This is a genomic window from Pontibacter harenae (genome assembly GCF_020907245.1).
GTDB lineage: Bacteria > Bacteroidota > Bacteroidia > Cytophagales > Hymenobacteraceae > Pontibacter > Pontibacter harenae.
The window spans coordinates 70,087-93,165 of record NZ_JAJJWH010000011.1; the positions used below are offsets into that span (position 1 = coordinate 70,087).

Consider the following 23,079-nt stretch of genomic DNA (forward strand, 5'->3'; position numbering starts at 1 on the left):
TGTTATTAAATACTCATTTTTTGTAACGTAAAAACACCAATCAATAGGTAGATAGGATAGGCCTCATCATAACCTTCATAAAATATCACTTTTTACATTAATAGCGTTAATTTGCATACTTGAAAAAACAGTATCAACATATAGTTAGCCGCAACCTTTACTGGCTTTTAAATGCTGTGCTGCTGCAAAGCTGCCTTGTACAACGCCTGGACCATACTCCTTATCAACAGACGGATTATTACCGCTCCACGTTAGCTGAGGTACAGAAGCAAACTACAACAGCAATAGAGGCGGATACCTTGCAAGTAGGCTGGGCTAAAGTAAACATTACGCCACCTGTAGGCACACCTATGGCTGGCTACGGTAAGCGGCTCGGCATGAAGTATGAGCAGGTGCACGATTCGACTTGGGTTCGTACGTTTGCTTTCAGCAACGGTAGCAACAAAGCATACTTTGTTACCTTGGATATGCTGATCGTGCCGATGAGCGTTACAGCGGCATTGGAAAAGGAGTACCCAAAACTAGGTATAAAGCCCGAACAGGTATATCTTTCTGCCACACATACCCACACTAGTTTTGGTGGTTGGGCTAAAAAGCTGGCTGGTCGCCTGATGGCAGGCAAGTATAAAAAGCAGGTAGTCGCACAAACGGTACAGCATATTATTCAGAGTATAAAACAGGCCGAAGCAAATTTACAACCTACTCGCCTGAGCTATGGCCAAGCAAGCGCAGCTGGTTTTGTACGAAACCGCCTAACAGGTTCCTCCACCACCCTCGACTCTACCTTACGCTTTATAAAGTTTGAGCAACTTAATGGGCAGACTGCACTATTATGCACCTTTTCAGGCCACCCTACTATTTTACCTTCTATGCAACCTATACTCTCCAGAGATTACCCAGGCGAGTTGGTAAAGGAACTTGAACGTACAGTAGACTTTGCAGCTTTTTCGGCAGGCGCTGTGGGTAGTCACCAAACTGTTTACCAGCACGGCGGTAGCTTTGAAAGTACAGAACAGGTAGGAAAAGAACTAGCGCAGCTTATACTCAAAGCCTCAGCCTCGTTACCACTGGCCCACACTACTCATTTGCAATCGGTGCGTGTTCCGTTGTATCTGCCAGAACCACAATGGAGAATAGGTGAAAATAAACGCTTTGCACCACTTCTCTTTAACACCTTTTTCGGAAAGTATGAGGCGTACCTCACAAGCCTGCAGGTAGGAGATATTGTCTTTTTAGGCGTGCCAGCAGACTATTCTGGGGAGTTTATGGAAAATTTGCAAGCAACTGCCTCTGAACTGCAGAAGCAACTGGTAGTTACCAGCTTTAATGGCAGCTACCTTGGCTACGTTGTTCCAGAAGAGCACTACCCACTCAAGAAATACGAAGTGCGAGACATGAACTTTTATGGTCCCCAAAGCGGCACCTATATTACAGAGATGCTTTCGAAACTGCTACGCCTAAACCTGAAGCAGTAGCCATCGGTATTCAGTACAATTAATAAAACAAGAGTAGCTACAACTAAAATACTATTCAAATTTATTTATTCAACCAATTTAAAACAATTATATTATAATAATACAAAACAATAAGATCTAACATCAGTTTAATTAAGTATAGCATAAGCAAAATCAGCTCTGCACATATACAATTTAATACTGACGTTATGGAACCATTCACTATAAATATTTTAAATATACTTTTACTAGCAACTATAGCATTGTACCTGGCACTGCTTGGCTTTATTCTTACCTGGGTCTATTTCGATGCAGAACAGCGCGGTGTAAACGGATTTATGATTGTTGCACTAACATTTTTCTCAGGAACGATTTTTGGCACACTAGCCTGGCTCGTTTTAAGACCTCGTTTACAACCACAGCCTATCCCTGTCAGAAGCTAACCTTTAGGTCAAGCACAAAGCAGTATAATACCAGCAGCGAATGAGCGGTAGAAATCTTATCTTTGAATAAAGGAGGAGAAGCCGCTGATTCGCTGCTTTTTTATCTCCTCGACAAGTGGAGCTAATGCTTCTTTTTTACCGCCCCAGAACTCACAATGCAACAAGAATCTATTTATATACCTGTTACCCCCACCGACACGCTGCACCTGAAACGGTTCTATACCGACAAAGGCGGAGCACCTGTCTTTCTTGTGCATGGCTCCATAGAAAACGGACACATTTTCTATTCTAAATCAGGAAAAGGCTTTGCTCCTTTTCTGGCAAAGCAAGGTCACGATGTGTTTGTGGCCGACCTCAGAGGCCGCGGCAAAAGCAAACCATCTATTTCTAGCAGATCAGATTTTGGATTAACACATACACTTCAGGAGGACTTTCCTGCCTTTATCAGCAAAATAAAAGAACTAAAAGGCGACGTGCCGCAATATTGGGGTGCCCACTCCTGGGGAGGGGTATTAATGCTGGCTTACCTGACAAGCCCTATAGTTGCAGTTCAGGTGCGTGCTATGGCTTTTTTCGGCAGCAAGCGGCGTATCAGTATCTGGAGCTTAAAAAGACTTTTGATGATAGGTGTAGTTTGGAACTGGTTCTCGAAAGCAGTGATTGCAGCAATAGGCTGGTTACCCGCAAAAAAACTACGTATTGGTTCAGACAGCGAAACACGCCTCACCCACAAGCAAACCCTCGAATGGGTAGTACGGAAAAAGTGGCTAGACTGGAAGGATTGCTTCAACTACGCCGCTGCGCTGCAACAGATGCACCTCCCGCCTACATTGTACCTAACAGGAGTAAATGACGATGTGCTGGGGCACCCGACAGTTGTGGAGAAACTAATGCAGGAAACGGGTAGCAAGAACAGTGCATTTCATGTAGTTAGCAAAGCCAACGGAAACCTGCACAACTACAACCACATTAGCCTGCTCACGCATGCCGATGCGCCCAAAGACCACTTCCTGCAAGTAGTGCAGTGGTTTAAACAAGCAGGAGCATTTGCATACTAAGCCAGCCTTGAATACGTTGGGGAACTGATACGGCTTTCCGTTTTTTCTGCTTACTTTGCAATAACTACTTTCCTTACAACATTATGAAATCCACCTTTACCCTTATGCTCAGTTTTGTAGTGGGCGCCCTGCTTTTTTCATCATGCGACAAATGTGATGAGGTTAAATACTCTCGAGCAACTACAGATGACCTAGAGTGGCTTGTGTACGGACAAGATGACTCTATTAAATTTGTGAACCAGGATAATGTGCTGCTCACGTTTACGCGTGTAAATGCGACAGAAAACCAATTGCCTGGTGAAGGTTATTCAGCTTCTGACGAATGTATAGAGAAGGTTGATGTGCAGCACCTTGTAACTATGCAGGATTTAAAAAACCAGCACCCGACCTTTGGAACAGCTGTAACCAGATCATCCGATAAGTTGAAGGTGAACGTTATGCTCGAAAGCCGGGGGATGCATGAAATAAATGTAGAAAACCCAGACTTTGAAACACTAGAGGTAAATGGGCAAAACTACAGCAATGTATATGAAATAACAGCCGACAGCACCAGAACATATAGTTTGAAGCGTTTGCTGTTTAACAAATCTCATGGAGTTCTGTACTATGAGCTTTATGACAGAAGAGAGTATAAACTTGTAAGTGATCAATAAAAGCAAAGGCCCGTTCAAGAACGGGCCTTTGCTTTATGCTTGTACTTTTTCCTTTTTTCGCAATGTTCGGAGCACCATCAAAGCATTGTCTACATGCTCTAGTGGTTTGTTAAACGAGTTGTGAATATAACGTACAATTCCTTTCTGATCTATGACGTAAGTAACACGCCCAGGTAAAATACCGAATTTCCGTGGTACGCCGTACAAACTCCTAAGTTGGCTATCTTCATCGCTCAAAAGCACAAACGGGAGATGATAGACTCGCTCAAACCTTTTGTGCGATTCTAAACTGTTAGAACTAATACCTACTACTTCGGCACCAAGTTCTTTAAACGCATCGTACTGGTCTCTAAACTCGCATGCCTGCTTTGTGCAGCCAGAGGTATTATCGCGAGGATAAAAGTAAAGCACCACACTGTGCTCCTTTAGCACCTCATACAGTCGAAAGAACCGGCCATCTTTTCGCATTAACTCAAAATCAGGAGCTTTATCTCCTATATTCAAAGTGTCCATTCCCTACAGATTTTTCTCTAAACTCTCGCAAATATAAACAAGAATGGTTTAAAAATGTTCCATCCAGCACACTTGTTGAGTAGTAGACAGCTTTGGGATAAGTAAAACAACCTTTCCACGGTATAGAGCCTGAAAATGTGTAAGCAGAAGGAATACTACTCTTACATGCCACCTGTTTTTAAGAATCCCCCTCCAGATCCTGCAAAGGCTGCATAAAGAAATCGTTTAGCGGCTTTAGTGCTTTGAACCCGTCAAGCACTTCATCTATAAAATCGGAGCTTAACACTGTTTTATCAGAAAGAGGCATGATGGCATTCCAGCTTTTGAATCGAAGATATTCTATGGCGGGGTTGTCTTTGTCATAGCCTTTCGGGGTAGTTTTTAGCTGCTCTCCCTGCAAAGGTCCGAAACGCTTCACAAAATCCTCGGCTTCAATGATACTTTTGAGCTCGTTTAGGTTATAATCAATCTCTTGGCGCACAACCTTAAGCTGCGCCGCAGGCGGGTACCAAATACCTCCTGCCAAAAAAGATTTATTTTTACCAGCCAAATGCAGGTAGTACCCAGGGTTGATGGATTTCCTGCCCCCTTCGGCCAGATAGGCGCCAAAATGATCTTTATAAGGACGTTTGTCGGTGGAGAAGCGAACATCTCGGTAAATCCGAAACACCAGGTCTTTGCCTTGCTGCCCTTGTGCAGCAGGGTCGAAATGCTGCACTTCCTTTACTAGTTCGTCTAAAAAAAGAATATAGTCTTTACGAGCTGCTTCGTATTTTTTCTTGTGTTCCGCAAACCATTCGCGGGTATTATGTTCTACCAGATCGGCTAAAAATTCAAGCGTAGCTTTATTTATAGTTGTTGACATTTCTTGATTAAGGTTTCACGCAAATTTATAGTTCTTACGTTATACCTGTCATTTTAGCCGCTCATATTCAGCCACTGCTCTGGCTTTTCCAGGTCTTCTAGGTAATCTACATCTTTAAGTGTGGGCAAAAGACTGTACGTTATTTCCAACCGCTCTATATCCTCTATTGTGGCAGTAAAAACCTGATCTGTGCTCCAATGTTTGTTCTGGAAAAAATCTGGGTACAGACGATTCATTCCTAGAAGATAGTAACCACCATCCACCGCTGGGCCTATCACCACATCATGCGTTTGCAGTTCATCAAAGGCCTGCTCTATAATCTCCTGCTTAAGTTGCTGGCAATCACTCCCAATTATCACCACTGATTCGTATGCTTCAGCAAACGCAGCCTCAAAAGCAGCGAGCATTTTTTCGCCTAAATCACCCGAAGGCTGTAGCTTTTTATGGTGATAGGCATATGGCCACAGGTCATGTTCTTCAACTCTTTCGGCATAGTACACCACCTTATCTGCTTCAACATGTTGTGTAACAGTTTGCGTGTGCTCAAGCAGATACAGGTATATTTGGAGTGCTTTTTCCTCACCAACTGATGCTGCCAATCGCGTCTTCACCTTACCTAGTTCAGGATTGCGCACAAACACCATTATCAGCTTTTTATTTTTCATATCGTATGGATTCACTCTCCTGTCAACAGCCACTTCAGCTGCAAAGGGCAACGTTCCTTAAGAAAAAATGACAGCGCAAGTCAACTTTAGTTGAGAAAGTTGAGTCAAGCCTTATATAATTGGAATTTACTTTACTGTTTCCCCGCCGCAGCTTGAGCCTGCTCCTGCCGTGCAGCCGTAGCAATGCTGGTTCAACACAATGTTTCGCTCGTCCAGGGCTGCTACATCAAAATCACGGATATGTTGCGGAGCCGATTGCGCCACTTTCAACTCCAGCATTTGGTTAAAATCGCAATCGTAAAGGTAGCCATCCCAACCCACCGATATCGTGTTCCGACACATTACACCTGTCGCTGCTGCTGGGTTGAAAGCATCAATCAGCTTATGCATATAGCTCTCATAGTTACCGCTGTTCACCAGATAATCCAGGTAGCGGCTAATAGGAAGATTAGTGATGCAAAACAGGCTGTTAAACTCGATATCGTACCCGTTTTTGAGCCTCCGCTTAAACTCCGCCTCCAACGACTGCTGTCCGCTTGGCAGAAACGCGCCCGAAGGGTTGTACACCAAGTCCAGCACCAAGCCACTGCCCTCTTTACCATAGCCCACCTCATTCAGCATCTGCAACGCCTTTATCGATTTTTCGAACACACCGTCTCCTCGCTGGGCATCGGTACGGGAGGCCAAAAAGTAGGGCAACGAAGAAACCACATGCACCTGGTGCTCTTTAAAGAAAAGCGGCAGGTCGTGGTACTTTTTGTTAGCCAGAATAATAGTAAGATTGCACCGCACCATCACCTGCTTACCCAGCTTAGAAAGTTCTTCTACAAACCATCTAAAGTTGGGATTCATCTCAGGTGCTCCGCCTGTTAAATCTACGGTCGTAATTTGCGGTGCTGCTTTTAGAGAATCGAGGCAAAGCTGCATGGTTTGCGCTGTCATGATCTCCTTCCGATCGGGACCTGCATCTACGTGGCAGTGCTTGCAAACCTGGTTGCACATTTTGCCAACATTAATCTGGAGTATAGTAGAGCCAGTCGGTTTGAGTGGGTACAGGTCGTGCTGCAGCAGTTTTTCGGCAAACACAGGAAACTGGTCTCCGTGCAAGGCAGGCTGCTGCAACACGTTTAATTGCAGTGCAGGATCGGACAGTTCATGTTGCTGGCCCTGTAAAGATCTAACAGATTTCAGCATAGGCTACATCGTCACTTCTTTTATCTTGTTCATCATTTGCACGCCATGCACCAACGCTGAACCACCCTTAATGGCTGCCGCCACATGCACAGCCTCCATCATCTGATTTTCGTCGGCTCCTTTTTCTAAACAATCGGTGCTGTAGGCATCAATACAATAGGGACACTGCACGGCATGCGCCACAGCTAGTGCTATCAAAGATTTCTCACGAGCCGTTAGCGCTCCTTCTTTGAACACTTCTCCATAGTAGTCGAAGAATTTACTTCCCATTTCTGGCTGCAATTCTGATATGCTGCCAAACTTGGCAAGGTCTGCGGGGTTATAGTATGTTTTTTCCATTTGAATGTATCTGTTGAATTTGCTTTATAACAAGAAACTGTCGAAATGTTTTAGATAAGCTATGGATAAGTATAAACAACACACCAGCCAGACAGCTAATACTAGCTCCAAAGCAAAGTGTTTTATACTTGCTCTAAATAATGGTAGAAATCTTAATAAACAGGAGGAGCACGTAAGTGCATATCCCTTACGCTTTGCTCTTGTAATACAAAGCGGGAATTAGAAGGATGTAAATAGGGGTTTGTCGCCTCTAAAAGAATGGCAAGAAGGTCGCGTTTGAGGTCGCTTAGCACAGGCAGTTCTTGCAGAGCTCGCCTCAGATCAGCGCTGTTATCAACATCTGACTTTTCATCCAGTTTAAAGAAACAGCCCATACAGCTCTGCTGCCTGAACGAATAGATAGTTAATTCATTCAGCACTTCACTTGTCTGCCAGTTAAGCATAGAAAATGCCTCAGGGTTAAAGCAGTCTATGTGCATGCCTATGAGGTAAGCGCCGCCATCTTTGGTTGGCCCCACCACCATGTTATGCTTAAGGAGTTGCTCAGCAGCATTTAGCAAATCTTTTGCCTGTAAGGTAGGGCAATCGCTTCCAACACAGATTACCCGTTGGTAACCCTGCTCAAACACATCATGAAAAGCGTTAGACAATTTTTCGCCAAAAGTATAGCCTTGCTGCTCCTCTGATGTGCACACAATGAGTGGCAGCCCCACCTCTTGCAGCATATCTAGTGTGTAGCACAACAGCGTATGGGCAATCAGGTAATTAGCATCACCACCTCCACTACCAGGCACAAAGTTCTTTTCTACTGCTTCCTGAGTAGCAGTATTGGTGAAAAGTAGTATGGCGATATCTGAAGTAAGGTTTTGCAAGAGCAGCTTATTTAGCTATTTTAACATTAAACATAATTTTTGGTTACAAAATAGTAAAATTACTCCGTTCATGAATGCTGATATAGCAAGTTAACAATATTCTAATATAGCTAATACGATTCCTGAAGTTAATTAAATGTTAAACATTAACTTTCCTTTAGCTACTGTACAAGTGCTGTGTAAAAAATGGGGGTCTGGCGATAGTGTAAGAAAGGATTATGAAGTAAGGTAATGCACTCAACAGTAGCTGATGAATTAGGAAAGAAGCAAAAGCCACCGAAGTGATTGCTAAAGAAAGAGCGAAGCAAGGTTTAGCAGTAACCTAAGATTTTGTACACAATAAACCCTGTAACTTCATGTATAAGCAGGTGCCACTTTTCGAAGGCACCCACATTTGGTATGATGGTTTCGTCTGGGGTAAAGCGCCTGGGAGTAGAATAAAAATCGGTGCTGTAGATAATGGGCTGCAAACCTACTTTTTCGAAACATGCCCTGGACCGGCGCATATGAAAAGCTGAGGTTACCAGCAAAGGCTGTTGCCAATCAGGGTAATCTTTAAGTAAAGCAGCAGTATTTAGGGCATTTTCGCGTGTATTCCGGCTATTGGCTTCTGTAATGATGTCTTCTTCTGCTACTCCTGCCATCAACAGTATCTTCTCGATTTGCTCAGCCTCTGGCACCGCATTGCCTGTAACATAACCACTCCCACCCGATATCAGCAAACGTTTTACTTTACCTAAACGGTACAACTGCAGCGGATGCAAAAAACGGTCGGCACCTTTATGGGTATGAATTCGATCAGGCATGTCTTCTCTATAACCTGTTACTCCTGATAGTATGACGGCTATCTCATGGTTAGCAACTTCTGCTACAGGCGTGGCATCTACTTCCCAAGCACGCCATACTTCATTCGCCAGAAAAGGGTTCGAAAACACAAGTAGGATAGCAACCGCAGTAGCCAAAGAAACCCTTTTCCACTTTGCAGACTTCAGAAAAAGAGCCAGAAACAAAAGCACCAACACCCACAAAAAAGGCATTAGTACAAAGTGTAACATTTTAGAAAGGATGAAAAACATCTAAGCAGGGTCTGGTAATGAGTCGCATCTGCATCGTTATTCTTTTCTTTGCAAATGGTTTTACAGTTCTATCTTGCGCACCTATAAATTCAGCACAATATATAAAATGGCTTCCACAAAATAACACACGATTTAAAATAACCTCCTGAAAAGCCAAAGCAGGAAAGATAGCAGAATGCTCAGCAAAAGCATGCTGGTGATAGGGGCATAAAAGCGCATATTCTTACGCTCTACCTTAATGTCGCCAGGTAAATTGCCAAACCAACTAAACTTATCGCCAGCCAACCAAACTACCAAACCGATCAAGACCAAAACTACACCCGCTACAACTATGTACTTTCCTACTGGCTGCATTTATCTTTGTTATTTGTTAATTAGATCAAGTTAACTCACGGGGGTAAAGAAAGCTCTACTACTTAAACCGAATTCGTAACCCCGCAGACACGTTCATGATATCCCAAAGCGAGAGTCCGTCCTCTTTTACCCAGGAAGTCAGGATCAGGTCAAAAGTTCCTACTTCAGCGTATAAGCTAGCATCCCGTAGCAGCTTTTGCTGCTCTCCAAATTTATAATTAACAGACGAACCTGCAAAACCTAGTATCCTGACGGCAGAAGACCACCAATAGTAGCCCTTAGGATAATTATCTCCCCAGGATAAGGCATATCTGTCTCCGAAGTAATAGCTACCTGCCAGTCCCACGCGTAAAGGCGTAACACTGTACCGCTCGCTTATGCTAACAAGGAATGGGTGATAAGTTCCTTTTAAAGTAAGTAGGTGATTGGGGGTTTCTCCATCAAACTTCGGTACATACCCATAAAGCAACTCAGCGCTTAGCTTCTCGTCAAAAAGGTCGTAGCTTGGCCCTACCGCCAACAAACCCATATTACCAGCAAATTGTAACACCGCGCCATCAGGAACAAACCAGGTGCGCGATTTTGAAACACTATCCTGCAAAGTTGTTTCCTGTGCCTTAGCCAGCCAGGGCATACACCACAATGCCAGCAAAAGGTGTAATTTTCTCATTATTTAGTCTTTAGAACGCCACCCTTTCAAACTCAACTCCTCCGTTGTAAGCCGTCATCACAATATATTCACGTTTGCTTGTGGTGGGTACATGAATGTGCTCTACTCCTATTTGTGCACTGTTTGCTGAAGAACTATTCGTAAGATTCACCTCTCCAAAATTGTTTAGGTTATCTATACTTTCCTGAGGATGTACTACGCCATCGGCCGTCATTCTGTAATAGTCGAAGCTGTGGTTGTGCCCATGTATAGAAAAACTTGCCTTGTATTTGTTTATGATCTCTTCATAGCGCCTCGATTTTTCTTTCCCAAACTCATTACTTGTTGGAGGAATATGCGACACCACAAACACCTGATCATATTGTGAGGTGTCAGCAAACTGCTGTTCCAGCCAACTCAGGTTTGGGGCTTGCTTGTCAAACTCAAGGTAGTTCGTGTTTAGAAAGATAAACTTGCGCCGCCCTACCGTAAAGCTGAAATCAAAGTCTCCGTACATGGCTTGGTAAACTTCTTTGCCGTTATTGGTGGCATCGTGGTTACCAACTACTGCCACACATGGCACTTTCAGTTTCCGCAAGCTTCTGTGAATAAGTTTATGTTCCTTCAGCAGTCCGAAATCTGTTATATCTCCGCCATGCAGCACAAAAGCTACGTCGTTTCGGGTATTAACATGTGCCACCATGGCATCGTTGTCTCCATAAAAACCTTGGGTGTCTCCTGTCAGCACAAACCGAACGGTATCGCTAGCCCTTAAGTTAAGGGCCTCTATTCGAGCAACATTTTTGGCGTTCAGATCTTTTTCCCCGTTCTTTAGTCGGACTTCGTAGGGGCTATATTCAAACTTCTCGCAAGACGACAAAAGGAATACCAGCACAAACTGCACTAGTACGTATGGTATAATATTTCTTTTCATTTCTCATAGCTTTCATAGTATCAACTAAAGTAGCAGTACCTTGTTTTATACTTCACGAATTGCACTTAGTTTCAGCGACACTAGTATTATGAAGATACCTTAACAAGAGAAATGGTTGCATCAGGAATAATTACTCTCTATTCTATATTATTTTATAATTCCTATATTCTCCTAACCTTTTACCAGTAATCTTCTCCACGAAAAGTTTTATTCTGTCTTTCAGTTTAAGGTGATTTTTGCTCAGGTCGTGGTTAAATTTCCAGTTAAGCCTTTCTATTCTTTCTTGCATTACTTTTGGGTGAGAACCTTCGTACAGCCTGAGAGCATCTATACCCGAGTAATCAAACTCTTCTGCTTTCACCACTATCTTTTCCAGTTGCTCATCGGAGTGCCATAGCTTTCCAAAGCTCTCGTGCTTTCCCTGCATCGCCTTGGGCTCTTTTACCCATCCGTAGTGATGCATATAGGCATCAACCAGCTTTACATTCAGCTTATGGTTGTCGCCTTTCCGAAAGCCCTGTGCATCACGAAAAGAATAGATATCCTTCCGCTTCCGAACCACCCTTATCTCCCGACGGTACCAACGCAATGAGTCGCCAACATAATCATAAGAACCGTAAAAGTGGCGATACTTCAGTAGCAGCCCATCTACTTCAGGTGCATCTTTATACTTTTGCATGGCCTCGCGTACAGCATCCAGGTATTGCTCATGAAGCACTTCATCGCCTTGAATGTAAAAAGCCCAATCTGCGTCTTCTGACACAGCCGCGAAAGCTTTATTTGTTTCCACAGCCAACACATGTCCACCTTCTCGCAAGCTATCGTCCCAAACAGTTTCTATTATCTTTATTTTAGGTGAATTTATCCCCTGGATCAGACCAAGCGTATCGTCTTCTGACTTGCCCACGGCAACCACTACTTCATCGCACAGCGGAAGTATAGACAGGATAGCCTCTACAACTGGATAGTCGTATTTGATGGCGTTTCGGACAAAAGTAAACCCACTGACTTTCATTATAGCTTCTTTATGCTTCGGCTACAAAAGTATAAAACTAAACCAGATGGCGCACCAAAGACAACCAATATGCCACTACTTCTCTTCGGAAACAGGCTCGGAAATAAGCGCCAAAAGCAGTAACTTTGAAAGCTAGTGTGACGGCTGCGCCTAATTAAGAATCAGAAATCAAGAATTAGAAATTTTGCTTATTCGTGCGGTATAAGCATCCGAACAGGCTAACTTCTCATTCTTTATTAGTCAAGAAAAGAGTCTAACTTCTAAAATCTAGCTTCTATAATCTCATTAAATCTTCTTTACCTTGAAAGTTTGCATTGCTGAAAAACCGAGTGTCGCCCGCGAGATAGCCATGGTAATTGGTGCTAAAACCAAGAAAGACGGCTACTACGAGGGCAACGGCTACCAGGTAACCTGGACCTTTGGCCACTTTTGCCAGCTGCGCGAACCTGATGATTACCGCCCCGAGTGGAAGCGCTGGAGTATGTACGACCTTCCCATGCTGCCCGAGCGCTACGGCATTAAACTTATACAGAACAAGGGGGTAGAGCAGCAGTTTAAAATAATTGAGAAACTGCTGGAAAAAGCCAAGGAAGTGATAAACTGTGGTGACGCAGGGCAGGAAGGAGAAGTAATTCAACGCTGGGTACTAACGGAGGCAAAATACAAAAGGCCTTTCAAACGCCTCTGGATTTCATCGCTTACAGAAGAAGCCATACGCCAAGGTTTTGCCAAACTACGCGAAGGTTCTGAGTTCGATTCGCTTTACCAGGCTGGTAAAAGCCGCGCCATTGGCGATTGGCTGCTGGGCCTGAATGCCACCCGATTGTTTACTTTAAAATACGGGCAAGGCAGGCAAACGCTTTCAATAGGCCGTGTGCAAACACCCACGCTGGCTATGCTGGTGAACCGCCACCACGAAATCGCCAACTTTGTGCCGCAACCCTATTGGGAGCTCAAAACACTTTACCGCGAAACCACCTTTTCCAGCACCAATGGCCGTTTTCAGAAAGAGGAAGAGGCGCAGAAGATATTAGAGGCGATACAACAAGCGGAGCTGAAGATTACGGATGTTGACACTAAAAAAGGCACAGAGTCGCCGCCTAAGCTTTTCGACCTGACCTCGCTGCAGATTGAGTGCAACAACAAACTGAGCCTTTCGGCAGATGAAACCCTGAAGACGGTGCAGAGCCTCTACGAGAAGAAAGTGGTTTCCTATCCGCGTGTAGACACTACCTTTTTGCCAGACGATATCTACCCGAAAATACCTGGCATTTTGCAGGGCCTGAGCAACTATAGCCAGGAAGTGGCGCTGCTGCTGCAAAGCAAAATCAGAAAAACAAAGAAAGTATTTAACAATAACAAAGTAACCGATCACCACGCCATTATACCGACAGGTGCAGCGGCAGGTGGTTTGTACGGTCGTGAGGCCGAAGTTTACGACATTATTACGCGTCGCTTTATAGCGGCTTTTTACCCCGATTGTATTGTTAGTAATACTACAGTGATGGCAGAATCGGCTGGTTATACTTTCCGAGTGAAAGGAAAGCAGATACTGGAGCCAGGCTGGCGGGTTATTTATGGTGCTGAGGATATAAAATCGTCCGATACGCCTTCGGGTAAAGATGGTAAAGACGAGGAGGAAGCCGCGGGTGTTTTACCTCACTTTGATATTGGCGAGCATGGTCCGCATCAGCCGTTGCTGGACAAGAAAATGACAAACCCGCCGCGCGAATATACCGAGGCTACTCTGCTTAGAGCCATGGAAACAGCTGGCAGGCAAGTGGAGGACGAGGAACTGAAGGATGCGCTAAAGGAAAACGGCATCGGCAGGCCATCTACTCGTGCTGCTATTATAGAAACGTTGTTTAAGCGCCAGTATATCCGAAAGGAAAAGAAAAAAATAATTCCTACTCAAATGGGAATTGACCTGATTGGCGTGATCAAAAACCAGACACTGAAGTCGGCGGAGATGACGGGGCAATGGGAACGCAAGCTACGCCAGATTGAAGGCGGAGAGTTTAAAGCGGAGGCTTTTTTGCAGGAACTGCAGGACTTTGTGGTAAACCTGGTGCAGGAAGTAAAGTACGACAAAGCCACCGTAACCCTTGAGCCGCAGCAGGAAGCAGCAACACCTGTTGCTAAAGAAGGAAAAGAGAAAGGCAAGAAGAAAGAGAAGCCAGCAAAGACCGAAACACAAATAGCAGGCCTTGGCTCCTGCCCTGCCTGCAAAGAAGGTCATATATTGAAGGGCTCGAAAGCCTATGGCTGCATTCGCTACAAAGAAGGTTGCCGTTTCCTGATTCCGTTTGAGCAGCACGGCAAGCAGCTAACCGAAAAGCAGGTTACCACCTTGCTTAGCAAAGGCAAAACGGGAACGATAAAAGGCTTTAAGAACGACAGCGGCGATAGCTTTGATGCTATCGTAAAACTAGACGCTAACTTCCAGCTACTGTTTGAGCAGGCAGAAAAAGCCAGTAGCGCAAATCCCTTTGAGAAATGTCCACGTTGCAAGCAAGGTAAACTACTGAAGGGCAAAGCTGCCTACGGTTGCAGCCGCTTTAGAGAAGGTTGCCAATTTGTGGTTCCTTTTGAGATGGGTGGTAAGCAGCTAACTGAAAAACAAATCGGGACACTGTTGCTGAAAGGCAAAACAGGAAAGATAAAAGGCTTTACTTCAGCTAAAACAGGCAACGCCTTCGATGCATCCCTAACTATAAACGAGCAAGGCCAAGTAGTCTACCAGTTCGATTAAAAGCCAGGGGCGGCAGCTATTTATTTTAGCTGCCGCCCCTAGTTATAAATATCAAACTTAACCTGTTAGCTAGGAAAAAACTTTCTAACTTTCTAACTTTCTAACTCTTCACTACTGCACTCTAAAGCTAACTTCTTTTGTAGCAAGGTTTGTTCGGCCATCGGTAGCATTCACTTCTAATTTGTAAGTTCCTGACTCAAAAGCATTAACTGATACCAGTGTATCGAACTCAACAATGTTTTTGTCTGGCGTTTTTTTAAAACTAACTAAAGGAGTTACAGCGTTATCCTTTTTAATTAGGAAGTTAAGCTCCTTTACAGCGTCTTTATCCGTTACTATCACATCTATAGACACTCCCTGTGCTTTCGTTATGTTCTGATTTGCTACAGGGGCTTTTAGCGTCAGATTAGGAACAGAACCGTCTGGCGTTAACCCATCATCAAACAAATCATCACATGCCGCAAACAGAACCAATGCAGCCACGCTGCATATCACTGATCTTAATTTCATACAATTAAATTTTACCCATTAAAACTGGCGGGCCTTACCTCTGGCTAAAGAGCACAACCTCGCTATTTAGATTCAACTGGCTAAACTAACTAAGCCAAATTTCCTGCTAATGTACAAAAGTTTACTTCTGAACCGAAAGCATATTTAATCTTAAATATGCAATCATAAGCTTGCTTAACCATTGTTTAAAAGTAGCAGTTCCTTGTTATGTTTTTATTAAAAATTAATCCTATTTTTTAGAATAGCTAGAGTGGCTACTCCTGACCATGTATAAATAAGCAGGAAACACAGCGCTAGCTTTGTTTCCTACTATCATGATGCAGTATAGCCCTTTGAGGTGCGGGATAACTTATAGCTGTTTATGTCGTAAAAAAATGTAGCGGATGTATAATCTGCCTTGACAAAAGAAATATTTGTGTAACATAAAATAAGACTAACTTATGAGAAGCTATGAAAATTCGGGGTATAACCCATATAATGACAATTACAGGAGCCAGAGCAGGAGTTCGGCAAGAAACTACTACTCTGACGATTTTGATTTAACAGGTCGTGAGCGAGGTGCACATGGTACAGACAGCTTTGGCAGCTCCCACAATAGTGCTTTAGGTACAGACCGTGATGTGAACGTAACATCTGGATACGGAGGTACTTCAACTTATGGTCGTTCAGCTGGCCGATCTAATAATTACGGCGGATCTAACTATGGCTCTTCGGACAATAACAACTACAGTTCAAGACAAAATTCTTACGGCGACGACCAGAGCTTTTCAAGAAGAGGCTCTAGCAACCGTTGGGACAACGACAGAGACAACTGGAACAACGACCGCAATGACCGCGGTTTCTTTGATAAAGCAGGAGACGAGGTAAAATCGTGGTTTAACGACGATGACGATAGAAGAAGATCAGACGATAGAGGTTACTACAACAGAAGTAACAGCTACAACAGAAATAATGATTTCAACCGAGACTATGACAACGATAGAAATGACCGAAACAACTCTGGTTCATCTCTAAACACAGGTTCATTCTACGGTTCCTCCTCAAACAACTGGAGCAACAACGCTGCCTCTCGCTACAGAACCAATGATTCAAGAAGATCAAACGATTGGACTGGCGACACTGATGGCTGGCGCAATAACTCTGGCTACAACAACGATCGCAACCGTTTTTCTTCGGACTACGACAGGGACAGAAACAACAACGATCGTGGCTTTTTTGACCGTGCCGGTGATGAAGTAAAATCCTGGTTTGGTGACGACGAGTCGGAGCGCCGCAGAAGAAGAGACGAAATGCGCGACCGCAACGATGATCAACGATATGGAAGGTCAGGAGGCACCTCTTCCAGAAGCACCTATAGCGGACCTCCCTACTCTTACGGATCATCTTCTAGAAGAGATTATGAATGGTAGAAACTTAAACGGGTAATATTTTTTGTACAATCACCTGATTTAAGTTATACTTTGAATAGTGGATGAAACTCCACAGAAAAGCCCCGATGAAAAACATCGGGGCTTTTTACTTTTATAGCATCACGATAAACAAATTTTTATACTTTTGCCAACAAGACATTTTGTGGTGTCTGCATACTCGCGCCATTAAATATTATTTCTACCCTTTTTAGATTATCATGAAAAAAAGTTTTTTACTAGTACTGTTTGCACTCATGTCCAGCGCAGCTTTTGCTCAGTTTATGGGTATAAAGGGCGGTGCCAACTATTCCTCCTTTAAAGGCGACGACGCCAAAAACTTTGACTACCGAATGGGCTACACTGCTGGTTTGATGTACCAGCAACACATTAACAGTTTAGTGGGTATTCAGATTGAGGCTCTTTATACTTCTAAAGGAGCCAAAATCAAAAACACGAACACAGAAGAAATATACAGGCTTAACTATGTGGATGTGCCGTTTCTGCTACATTTTTCTGCAAGTGGCATGTTTGTAGATGTTGGCCCGCAGGTGTCCTTCATCACAAAAGGTCGCTATATACGCGAAACAACTTCTGGTTCTTCCACCACTACTGTTGATAATGAAATCACTGACCTTCCTTACCCTACAGATTTTAGCTACGTGGCTGGTTTAGGCTTCAGAAACCGCGCTGGATTAGGTATAGAGTTAAGATACAACGGTGGTTTCAAGAACCTTTTTGACGAAGGTTCTTTAACCGACAGAAAGATTCGCAACTCTGGCTTCAAACTAATGCTGAGCTATATTGTAAGTCATTAAGCAGAAGATGATGCTTTATACAAGAAAGGCCCTGACTACTAAGCCAGGGCCTTTCTTGTATAAAGCTTAATCTCAACTTAAAGCAGCACCGAAAGCAAGTTTAAGACACAAATAATTTAGCCTGTGGAAGCTTTATCGTTACCTCGGTGCCTTGGTTAATTTTAGAGTTTACGCTGATACTACCGCGGTGAATTTTCAGAATCCGCTCTGCCAGCGGCAGTCCAATGCCATGCCCTGTTATATTGCGGACATTATCTGCCCTAAAGAACGGAACAAAAACATGTTTTAGGTCTTCTTCTGCTATACCTAAACCCCTATCACTAACCTGTAGCAACACATCCTGCTGTTGCACAACTATACGCCCAGTGGCTGCCTGACCAGAGGGAGAAAACTTTACAGCATTCTCAAGCACGTTTAACACTGCGATTAGCAACAGTGCTTCGTTTCCCTTTACGAGCAAGCGGTCTTCATCCTCTGGGAAATTCTCAAAATCGATAGCGATCTGTGCCTTTGGGTGTCGTTTTAACGCCTGCTCACGTGCCGTCCATACCAGTTCATCGAAACGAAGCTGCGTAAGCTTTATTTTAGAGGCATCTATACTTGCCTGTGCTATCTGTAGCAAACCGTTCGAAAGCTCTGCGAGCAAACGGGCATCCTCTAAAGTAGACTGCAGTACACGCTCATACTCCTGCTGTTCCCGTGGCTTCATCAGGGCCACTTCCAATTCTCCGATCATGGCGGTAAGTGGTGTCCTGAGCTCGTGCGAAGCATTTGAAACAAAGGTGCTTTGCATCTCAAATGCCAGTTCCAGCCTGTCAAGCATTTTATTAAAGGTCTGTGCCAGGTGCGATACCTCGTCTTTTCCGTCTGCGTTGCTCAGGCGCCTGTCCAGGTCTGTTGCACTTATGCGCTCCACCTGTTTTACAATTTTAGTTATAGGCCGCATCGCTTGTTTTGCAAAACCCCAACCTGCCAGCACCACTACCACCATAGAACCTAAAAAGCCTACTACCAAAATAACTTTTAGGTGCTGTAGCTTTTTAAGGCTATAAGCATCCACAGCGGAAGCAAGTACCACAAAATCGCCCTGACTATCCTGATAACGCACTCCTACTACTTGCCTTACGCCCTGGGTATACTGCAAATACTTTTTGCTTAGCACACGTTGCAACACCTCTTCTACAACACCCAGGTCTCCATCACCATGAGAAAAAATAAGTTCGCCATTGCTTTTATAAACACGCACAGCTTCGTCAGGAAGCTCGTGGTAGTATTTTATTTCATTCTGATGGCGTGTTTCTGCAGACACCTCACCATTTTCTAGCACATACTTGGCAATAACTAAGGTGCGCCCTCTGATGCTCTCGTAGAAATCATCCTGACGATAAATAGAGGTAAAGTAGTAGACAACCAGGCAGAAAAGAAGCAATATAAATGCGAAGATACTCGAAAACTGCAGGGTCAGCTTTGTTCTTATTTTCATACTTACTCCTGAACCTTTAGCACATATCCCATCCCCACCAGTGTATGAATCAGTTTGGTCTCGTGACCTTTATCAATTTTCTTTCGCAGAAAGTTGATGTAAACATCTATCACATTGCTGCCTGTATCGAACGACGTCTCCCACACCTGTTCTGTAATATCTACCCTAGAGACTACCCTGCCCTGGTTGCGGAGCAGGTACTGTAATAGCGTAAACTCCCTTGCCGTTAAGTTGATGGGGTTACCGCCACGTGTTGCTGTCTTCTTCATCGTATCCAGTTCAAGGTCGGCAATAGATAGCTTTTCGCTGTAGTTGCTTTCGTTTCCTCGCCTCGTTAGCGCCCTGATACGAGCCAATAGCTCCTTAAACTCGAAAGGTTTAGTAAGGTAATCATCTGCTCCAGCATCCAGGCCAGCTATTTTATCGTCGGTGGCGCCCAGCGCTGTAAGCATAAGAATAGACACCGAATTTTTCTCTTTTCTTATTTCACGGCAAACCTCTATCCCGCTCATGTTCGGCAAAATAATGTCCAGCAAAATCAGGTCGTAATCATTTTGCAGAGCTAGCTTTACCCCAAAAGTTCCATCATAAGCCTGGTCAACCTCATATGCCTGTTCCTCCAGTCCTTTTTTTATAAAAGAGGCCACTTTGGGCTCATCTTCAATCAGCAGTATCTTCATGGTATGGTTTGCGGAAAATCTGTTATGCTACGTTAGCTCTATACAGTATATTGCTCTTATACAAAACTACAATTTTTTACAATGCCGATAAATCATAAGCCACTGCATCAATTCCAGCACTAATTCGTTCCGATAACTATGGCACATGAACATCATAAGCACGAAGGGCATGGACATCACCACCACGCCAGCGATAACATTAAGGTAGCCTTCTTTCTCAACCTAAGCTTCACCATTATCGAGGTTATAGGCGGCTTGTACATAAACAGTGTTGCTATACTTTCGGATGCACTGCACGATTTAGGAGATTCACTTTCATTGGGGCTGGCCTGGTATTTCGAGAACCTCTCGAAGCGTGGCAGGGATCAAAACTACTCTTATGGCTACAAACGCTTTTCCTTGCTGGGTGCTGTTATAAACTCGGTTATATTACTGGTAGGTTCTGTTGTTATACTCACAGAAGCTATTCCGAGGCTTTGGGACCCACAGTCTGTAAATGCACCAGGCATGATGGGTTTGGCTGTTCTGGGCATCATCGTGAACGGAGCAGCTGTTTTACGCCTGCAAGGTGGTGCATCGCTAAACGAACGCGTGGTGAGGCTACACCTTTTAGAGGATGTACTGGGTTGGGTGGCCGTACTGGTTGGGGGCATCATCATCTACTTTTTCGATATTCCTATCGTTGACCCACTTCTTTCGATCGGCATCACGCTCTTCGTGGTTTACAACGTGTTCAGAAATTTAGGCCAGAGCCTGAAGATCTTGTTACAGGGCACTCCCTCTCAATTAGACATCCAGGATATACAAACGAAGCTGGAAAAGCTGCCTCCCATTAGATCGGTTCATGATTTACACGTCTGGTCTTTAGATGGCACCAACCACATACTTACCCTACATGCTGTGGTTGATGCTAACCTGCAGATGCAGGAGGCAGAACAGATAAAACAACAGGTACGTGCTGCCATGGCCAATATGGAAATCAAACACGTGACAGTTGAACTGGAAATGCCAGGCCAGGAATGTAGGCACCAGGACTGCAGTACATAAGCTTTTACTGCAGCTGCTCTAAACTAGCTTATCTCCTACCCATTAAAAACTCATGAAAAGTATAGGCACAGCACGCTCTTTTGCAACCCAAAAGCTGCAAAAGAGCGTGCTGTGCCCTGAAGGAAAACCTTCCTTCTGCTCAAAACAAATGCTGGTACTAGTAAGGCAGGTAAGCTCTAGAAATTTAGTTTTGATTTAGAAGTACCGCCTCACGAATCAGTTCCGAAAAATATTCTTCGTCGATGTCTTCCATAGAACGAACCTTTATGTGCGGCATTTGCCCATTGCGGCTAACTAACCTGTTGTCCTTATCCGCAAGTTCTTTTCCTCGGAAAAAGCCAAAATGGATACCACTGCGGGAGGATGCGAAATAACAGACAGGTCCGTAAAAGAAATAACAGGGTTGGTCCCAACGGACACATTCTTCCAGGTGCGCAACAGAATTATTGATGATGCGGCGTATTTCCTGGGCTAGTTCTAACTTTTCTGGCGTCAATTTCTCCAGGTATTCGTCTACCTGATTCGCAGTGGTCTTAGTTCTCATATGTTTAGCGCTCTCTGTCGATTTATAGAGAGCCTAAATATACTACTATATTGATATTTATGCAAGCATACTATTATCTTACGATCTTCAAGTAGAATATCTTGCTAAACTAACCTGTAACCTGAGAAAGTCTTTTTAAAAGTCTTTCCTCGAGTTCATGCAGTTCAAAATAACCTTTGGTAAGAGGTTCAGGTCCATGCGTTGTTTCAATGTAGATGCTTGGAAAACTAGTTACACCCAAGTTATGCACGTAGTTAAATTCATCCTCCAGTTGCGCAATAACCTCATCGGATTCATACAAGGTTAGGAACAGGTTTTCTGATATCCCAAACAGTCCTGCGATTTTAACAAGCTCCCGAACATCTGTCAGATCCTTGCCATCAGCGTAAAAAGCAGAGTGCATCGCCCGCAATACTTCCAGGGTTAGCACAGGTCGTAGCAGCCTCACACACAGTAAAGCCCTGCAAGCCGGCTCTGTGTTGTATACAAAAGCATTTTTTTTTGTGAAAATTCTGTAATCGAAAGGTTGGTTGGTACGTTCCTGAACCCTATGCCATGCCACAGCCAACCTTTCTTTTTCATCAGCAGAAACGGGGTCTTTGGCATGAGCCTGAAATGGAGCCAACAAAACACGAATATTAAGTCTGCCTTGCCAAAGTGCATTCAGCCTTCTTACAACTGGCGTAAAACCATAGCACCAGTTACACATAGGGTTGGTTATATAAAGAAGAGTAGGGTTCTGAAGATTATTTTGCATAAAATTAACCTGTCTGTAATCATTATTCCTGCCTATAGTGTACCGCAAGAGCAACAGAATTGTTGGGTAATTCTATTCTTCTGGTGTAATCACACCCTTGAAACAATATATAAGCTATAAGTTACAGTATCGCCAAGTTGCTCTATTTCATTTAGCTATAAATCATTTTTACGGTCATGCCACCGTCTATAGTTAAGCTCTGTCCCGTTATGAATCCAGCTTTATCTGAGCATAAAAACAGGGCTGCTTCCGCTATATCTTCAGGCAAACCTACTCTGCCAACTGGGTGCTGCTCTTTGTCCTGCTCCCTATGGTTAGGCTCGTATCGTTTGCTTTCTTTTTCCCAAGGGCCTACTTCTATCCAGCCAGGTGCAATGGCGTTTACGCGAATGCGTGGTTTTGTAAGGCTAACAGCAAGCGAATGGGTCAGCGCTTCTAGCCCGCCTTTAGAGGCAGAATAGGGGAACGTGTTTGGCTCAGACATAAAAGCCCTTGTTGAACTGATATTAAGAATTGCAGGATGGGTTGCTTTCTGCAGCAGCGGCAGCGCATATTTAGTGCATAGCAAAGGTCCGCGCAAATTGACGGCAATTACTTTATCGAAACTAGAGATTGAAAGGTCCTGAAGCGGCCCTACATCTGGGTTGGCAATACCAGCATTGTTGATCAAAGCATCTAGTTGCGAATACTTCTGCCCCACTTGCTCCATCAGTGCCACCACCTGCTCTTCTTCACTTACATCACAAGCTATAAACTCCACCTGCAACTCCTGATTCTGCAGCCATTCCTGCGCCTCCTGACCTGCTTCCTGGTCAATATCTGTGATAATAACCTGAGCTCCTGCCCTGGCAAAAGCTTGCGCAATGCCTTTTCCTATGCCCTGTGCTCCGCCTGTTATAAGTATTGTTTTGGAAGTATAATAGTCTTTCATAGTAAAGTGTTTTTGGTTTTAAGCTTAAATTTCTGATGAAAGCTTTAATCTTAACTTAAGCAAAGAC

The 23,079-nt window shown here is 43.9% G+C and carries 24 protein-coding genes; 7 read left to right on the forward strand and 17 right to left on the reverse strand.

The annotated features are described in order from the left end of the window. Positions 1–119 precede the first annotated feature (119 nt). From LN893_RS08100 to LN893_RS08110, 3 genes are all read left to right on the forward strand, one after another. Positions 120–1,475, forward strand: coding sequence for a neutral/alkaline non-lysosomal ceramidase N-terminal domain-containing protein (locus tag LN893_RS08100; RefSeq protein ID WP_229969308.1), 1,356 nt, complete (start codon positions 120–122; stop codon positions 1,473–1,475). 577 nt (positions 1,476–2,052) lie between these two features. Next, positions 2,053–2,955 (forward strand): alpha/beta fold hydrolase, encoded by a 903-nt coding sequence (locus tag LN893_RS08105; RefSeq protein ID WP_229969309.1) that lies wholly within the window; start codon positions 2,053–2,055, stop codon positions 2,953–2,955. Positions 2,956–3,038: 83 nt separating this feature from the next. Beyond that, on the forward strand, positions 3,039–3,608 hold the full coding sequence (locus LN893_RS08110; RefSeq protein WP_229969310.1) for a hypothetical protein: 570 nt from the start codon (positions 3,039–3,041) through the stop codon (positions 3,606–3,608). A gap of 33 nt (positions 3,609–3,641) precedes the next feature. On the opposite strand, the gene LN893_RS08115 is transcribed toward LN893_RS08110, so the two are convergent. The 11 genes from LN893_RS08115 to LN893_RS08165 all read right to left on the reverse strand — a co-directional run bounded on the left by LN893_RS08115 (position 3,642) and on the right by LN893_RS08165 (position 12,084). Further along, positions 3,642–4,121, reverse strand: a complete 480-nt coding sequence (locus LN893_RS08115; protein ID WP_229969311.1) for a peroxiredoxin — start codon at positions 4,119–4,121, stop codon at positions 3,642–3,644. Positions 4,122–4,299: 178 nt separating this feature from the next. Then, entirely contained in the window at positions 4,300–4,986 is a 687-nt protein-coding gene (locus LN893_RS08120; RefSeq protein WP_229969312.1) for a DUF2461 domain-containing protein, read from the reverse strand. Between the two features lie 53 nt (positions 4,987–5,039). Further along, positions 5,040–5,651 (reverse strand): TIGR04282 family arsenosugar biosynthesis glycosyltransferase, encoded by a 612-nt coding sequence (locus LN893_RS08125; RefSeq protein ID WP_229969313.1) that lies wholly within the window; start codon positions 5,649–5,651, stop codon positions 5,040–5,042. 126 nt (positions 5,652–5,777) lie between these two features. Further along, a complete protein-coding gene (gene arsS, locus LN893_RS08130) occupies positions 5,778–6,845 on the reverse strand; it encodes an arsenosugar biosynthesis radical SAM (seleno)protein ArsS (RefSeq protein ID WP_229969314.1) in 1,068 nt (355 codons plus the stop codon). A 3-nt stretch (positions 6,846–6,848) separates the two neighbouring features. Continuing rightward, complete coding sequence (locus tag LN893_RS08135; protein ID WP_229969315.1) at positions 6,849–7,184, reverse strand: arsenosugar biosynthesis-associated peroxidase-like protein; 336 nt, start codon at positions 7,182–7,184, stop codon at positions 6,849–6,851. Positions 7,185–7,336: 152 nt separating this feature from the next. Then, entirely contained in the window at positions 7,337–8,056 is a 720-nt protein-coding gene (locus LN893_RS08140) for a TIGR04282 family arsenosugar biosynthesis glycosyltransferase (RefSeq protein WP_229969316.1), read from the reverse strand. Between the two features lie 311 nt (positions 8,057–8,367). Further along, on the reverse strand, positions 8,368–9,093 hold the full coding sequence (locus tag LN893_RS08145) for a YdcF family protein (RefSeq protein ID WP_229969317.1): 726 nt from the start codon (positions 9,091–9,093) through the stop codon (positions 8,368–8,370). 171 nt (positions 9,094–9,264) lie between these two features. Further along, entirely contained in the window at positions 9,265–9,486 is a 222-nt protein-coding gene (locus LN893_RS08150; protein WP_229969318.1) for a DUF2905 domain-containing protein, read from the reverse strand. 58 nt (positions 9,487–9,544) lie between these two features. Next, positions 9,545–10,156: a hypothetical protein gene (locus LN893_RS08155; RefSeq protein ID WP_229969319.1), complete on the reverse strand. Its 612-nt coding sequence runs from the start codon at positions 10,154–10,156 to the stop codon at positions 9,545–9,547. A gap of 10 nt (positions 10,157–10,166) precedes the next feature. Then, positions 10,167–11,069, reverse strand: coding sequence for a metallophosphoesterase family protein (locus LN893_RS08160; protein WP_229969320.1), 903 nt, complete (start codon positions 11,067–11,069; stop codon positions 10,167–10,169). Between the two features lie 142 nt (positions 11,070–11,211). After that, complete coding sequence (locus LN893_RS08165) at positions 11,212–12,084, reverse strand: glycosyltransferase family protein (RefSeq protein ID WP_229969321.1); 873 nt, start codon at positions 12,082–12,084, stop codon at positions 11,212–11,214. A 301-nt stretch (positions 12,085–12,385) separates the two neighbouring features. Between LN893_RS08165 and LN893_RS08170 the strand changes: the two genes are divergently transcribed. Further along, complete coding sequence (locus tag LN893_RS08170) at positions 12,386–14,836, forward strand: type IA DNA topoisomerase (protein ID WP_229969322.1); 2,451 nt, start codon at positions 12,386–12,388, stop codon at positions 14,834–14,836. Positions 14,837–14,947: 111 nt separating this feature from the next. Here LN893_RS08170 and LN893_RS08175 read toward each other — a convergent pair whose 3' ends face one another. Continuing rightward, positions 14,948–15,346, reverse strand: coding sequence for a hypothetical protein (locus LN893_RS08175; protein WP_229969323.1), 399 nt, complete (start codon positions 15,344–15,346; stop codon positions 14,948–14,950). A gap of 440 nt (positions 15,347–15,786) precedes the next feature. Between LN893_RS08175 and LN893_RS08180 the strand changes: the two genes are divergently transcribed. Together LN893_RS08180 and LN893_RS08185 are read left to right on the forward strand one after the other, a co-directional pair. Next, on the forward strand, positions 15,787–16,755 hold the full coding sequence (locus LN893_RS08180; protein WP_229969324.1) for an SWFGD domain-containing protein: 969 nt from the start codon (positions 15,787–15,789) through the stop codon (positions 16,753–16,755). Between the two features lie 218 nt (positions 16,756–16,973). Beyond that, a complete protein-coding gene (locus LN893_RS08185) occupies positions 16,974–17,570 on the forward strand; it encodes a porin family protein (protein ID WP_229969325.1) in 597 nt (198 codons plus the stop codon). 100 nt (positions 17,571–17,670) lie between these two features. On the opposite strand, the gene LN893_RS08190 is transcribed toward LN893_RS08185, so the two are convergent. Together LN893_RS08190 and LN893_RS08195 are read right to left on the reverse strand one after the other, a co-directional pair. Further along, entirely contained in the window at positions 17,671–19,053 is a 1,383-nt protein-coding gene (locus LN893_RS08190; protein ID WP_229969326.1) for a HAMP domain-containing sensor histidine kinase, read from the reverse strand. Positions 19,054–19,055: 2 nt separating this feature from the next. Next, a complete protein-coding gene (locus tag LN893_RS08195) occupies positions 19,056–19,733 on the reverse strand; it encodes a response regulator transcription factor (RefSeq protein ID WP_229969327.1) in 678 nt (225 codons plus the stop codon). A gap of 138 nt (positions 19,734–19,871) precedes the next feature. Between LN893_RS08195 and LN893_RS08200 the strand changes: the two genes are divergently transcribed. Beyond that, a complete protein-coding gene (locus tag LN893_RS08200; protein WP_229969328.1) occupies positions 19,872–20,780 on the forward strand; it encodes a cation diffusion facilitator family transporter in 909 nt (302 codons plus the stop codon). Positions 20,781–20,964: 184 nt separating this feature from the next. Here LN893_RS08200 and LN893_RS08205 read toward each other — a convergent pair whose 3' ends face one another. The 3 genes from LN893_RS08205 to LN893_RS08215 all read right to left on the reverse strand — a co-directional run bounded on the left by LN893_RS08205 (position 20,965) and on the right by LN893_RS08215 (position 23,012). Then, positions 20,965–21,324 (reverse strand): DUF1801 domain-containing protein, encoded by a 360-nt coding sequence (locus tag LN893_RS08205; RefSeq protein WP_229969329.1) that lies wholly within the window; start codon positions 21,322–21,324, stop codon positions 20,965–20,967. Positions 21,325–21,433: 109 nt separating this feature from the next. After that, positions 21,434–22,081: a DsbA family protein gene (locus tag LN893_RS08210; protein ID WP_229969330.1), complete on the reverse strand. Its 648-nt coding sequence runs from the start codon at positions 22,079–22,081 to the stop codon at positions 21,434–21,436. A gap of 151 nt (positions 22,082–22,232) precedes the next feature. After that, on the reverse strand, positions 22,233–23,012 hold the full coding sequence (locus LN893_RS08215; RefSeq protein WP_229969331.1) for a glucose 1-dehydrogenase: 780 nt from the start codon (positions 23,010–23,012) through the stop codon (positions 22,233–22,235). Between the last annotated feature and the right edge of the window lie 67 nt (positions 23,013–23,079).

Coding starts and splice junctions, on each gene's coding strand:
- LN893_RS08105 (WP_229969309.1), top strand. CDS start 2,053: ATGCAACAAGAATCTATTTATATACCTGTTACCCCCACCGACACGCTG.
- LN893_RS08110 (WP_229969310.1), top strand. CDS start 3,039: ATGAAATCCACCTTTACCCTTATGCTCAGTTTTGTAGTGGGCGCCCTG.
- LN893_RS08115 (WP_229969311.1), bottom strand. CDS start 4,121: ATGGACACTTTGAATATAGGAGATAAAGCTCCTGATTTTGAGTTAATG.
- LN893_RS08120 (WP_229969312.1), bottom strand. CDS start 4,986: ATGTCAACAACTATAAATAAAGCTACGCTTGAATTTTTAGCCGATCTG.
- LN893_RS08125 (WP_229969313.1), bottom strand. CDS start 5,651: ATGAAAAATAAAAAGCTGATAATGGTGTTTGTGCGCAATCCTGAACTA.
- arsS (WP_229969314.1), bottom strand. CDS start 6,845: ATGCTGAAATCTGTTAGATCTTTACAGGGCCAGCAACATGAACTGTCC.
- LN893_RS08135 (WP_229969315.1), bottom strand. CDS start 7,184: ATGGAAAAAACATACTATAACCCCGCAGACCTTGCCAAGTTTGGCAGC.
- LN893_RS08145 (WP_229969317.1), bottom strand. CDS start 9,093: ATGCCTTTTTTGTGGGTGTTGGTGCTTTTGTTTCTGGCTCTTTTTCTG.
- LN893_RS08150 (WP_229969318.1), bottom strand. CDS start 9,486: ATGCAGCCAGTAGGAAAGTACATAGTTGTAGCGGGTGTAGTTTTGGTC.
- LN893_RS08155 (WP_229969319.1), bottom strand. CDS start 10,156: ATGAGAAAATTACACCTTTTGCTGGCATTGTGGTGTATGCCCTGGCTG.
- LN893_RS08160 (WP_229969320.1), bottom strand. CDS start 11,069: ATGAAAAGAAATATTATACCATACGTACTAGTGCAGTTTGTGCTGGTA.
- LN893_RS08165 (WP_229969321.1), bottom strand. CDS start 12,084: ATGAAAGTCAGTGGGTTTACTTTTGTCCGAAACGCCATCAAATACGAC.
- LN893_RS08175 (WP_229969323.1), bottom strand. CDS start 15,346: ATGAAATTAAGATCAGTGATATGCAGCGTGGCTGCATTGGTTCTGTTT.
- LN893_RS08180 (WP_229969324.1), top strand. CDS start 15,787: ATGAGAAGCTATGAAAATTCGGGGTATAACCCATATAATGACAATTAC.
- LN893_RS08185 (WP_229969325.1), top strand. CDS start 16,974: ATGAAAAAAAGTTTTTTACTAGTACTGTTTGCACTCATGTCCAGCGCA.
- LN893_RS08190 (WP_229969326.1), bottom strand. CDS start 19,053: ATGAAAATAAGAACAAAGCTGACCCTGCAGTTTTCGAGTATCTTCGCA.
- LN893_RS08195 (WP_229969327.1), bottom strand. CDS start 19,733: ATGAAGATACTGCTGATTGAAGATGAGCCCAAAGTGGCCTCTTTTATA.
- LN893_RS08200 (WP_229969328.1), top strand. CDS start 19,872: ATGGCACATGAACATCATAAGCACGAAGGGCATGGACATCACCACCAC.
- LN893_RS08205 (WP_229969329.1), bottom strand. CDS start 21,324: ATGAGAACTAAGACCACTGCGAATCAGGTAGACGAATACCTGGAGAAA.
- LN893_RS08210 (WP_229969330.1), bottom strand. CDS start 22,081: ATGCAAAATAATCTTCAGAACCCTACTCTTCTTTATATAACCAACCCT.
- LN893_RS08215 (WP_229969331.1), bottom strand. CDS start 23,012: ATGAAAGACTATTATACTTCCAAAACAATACTTATAACAGGCGGAGCA.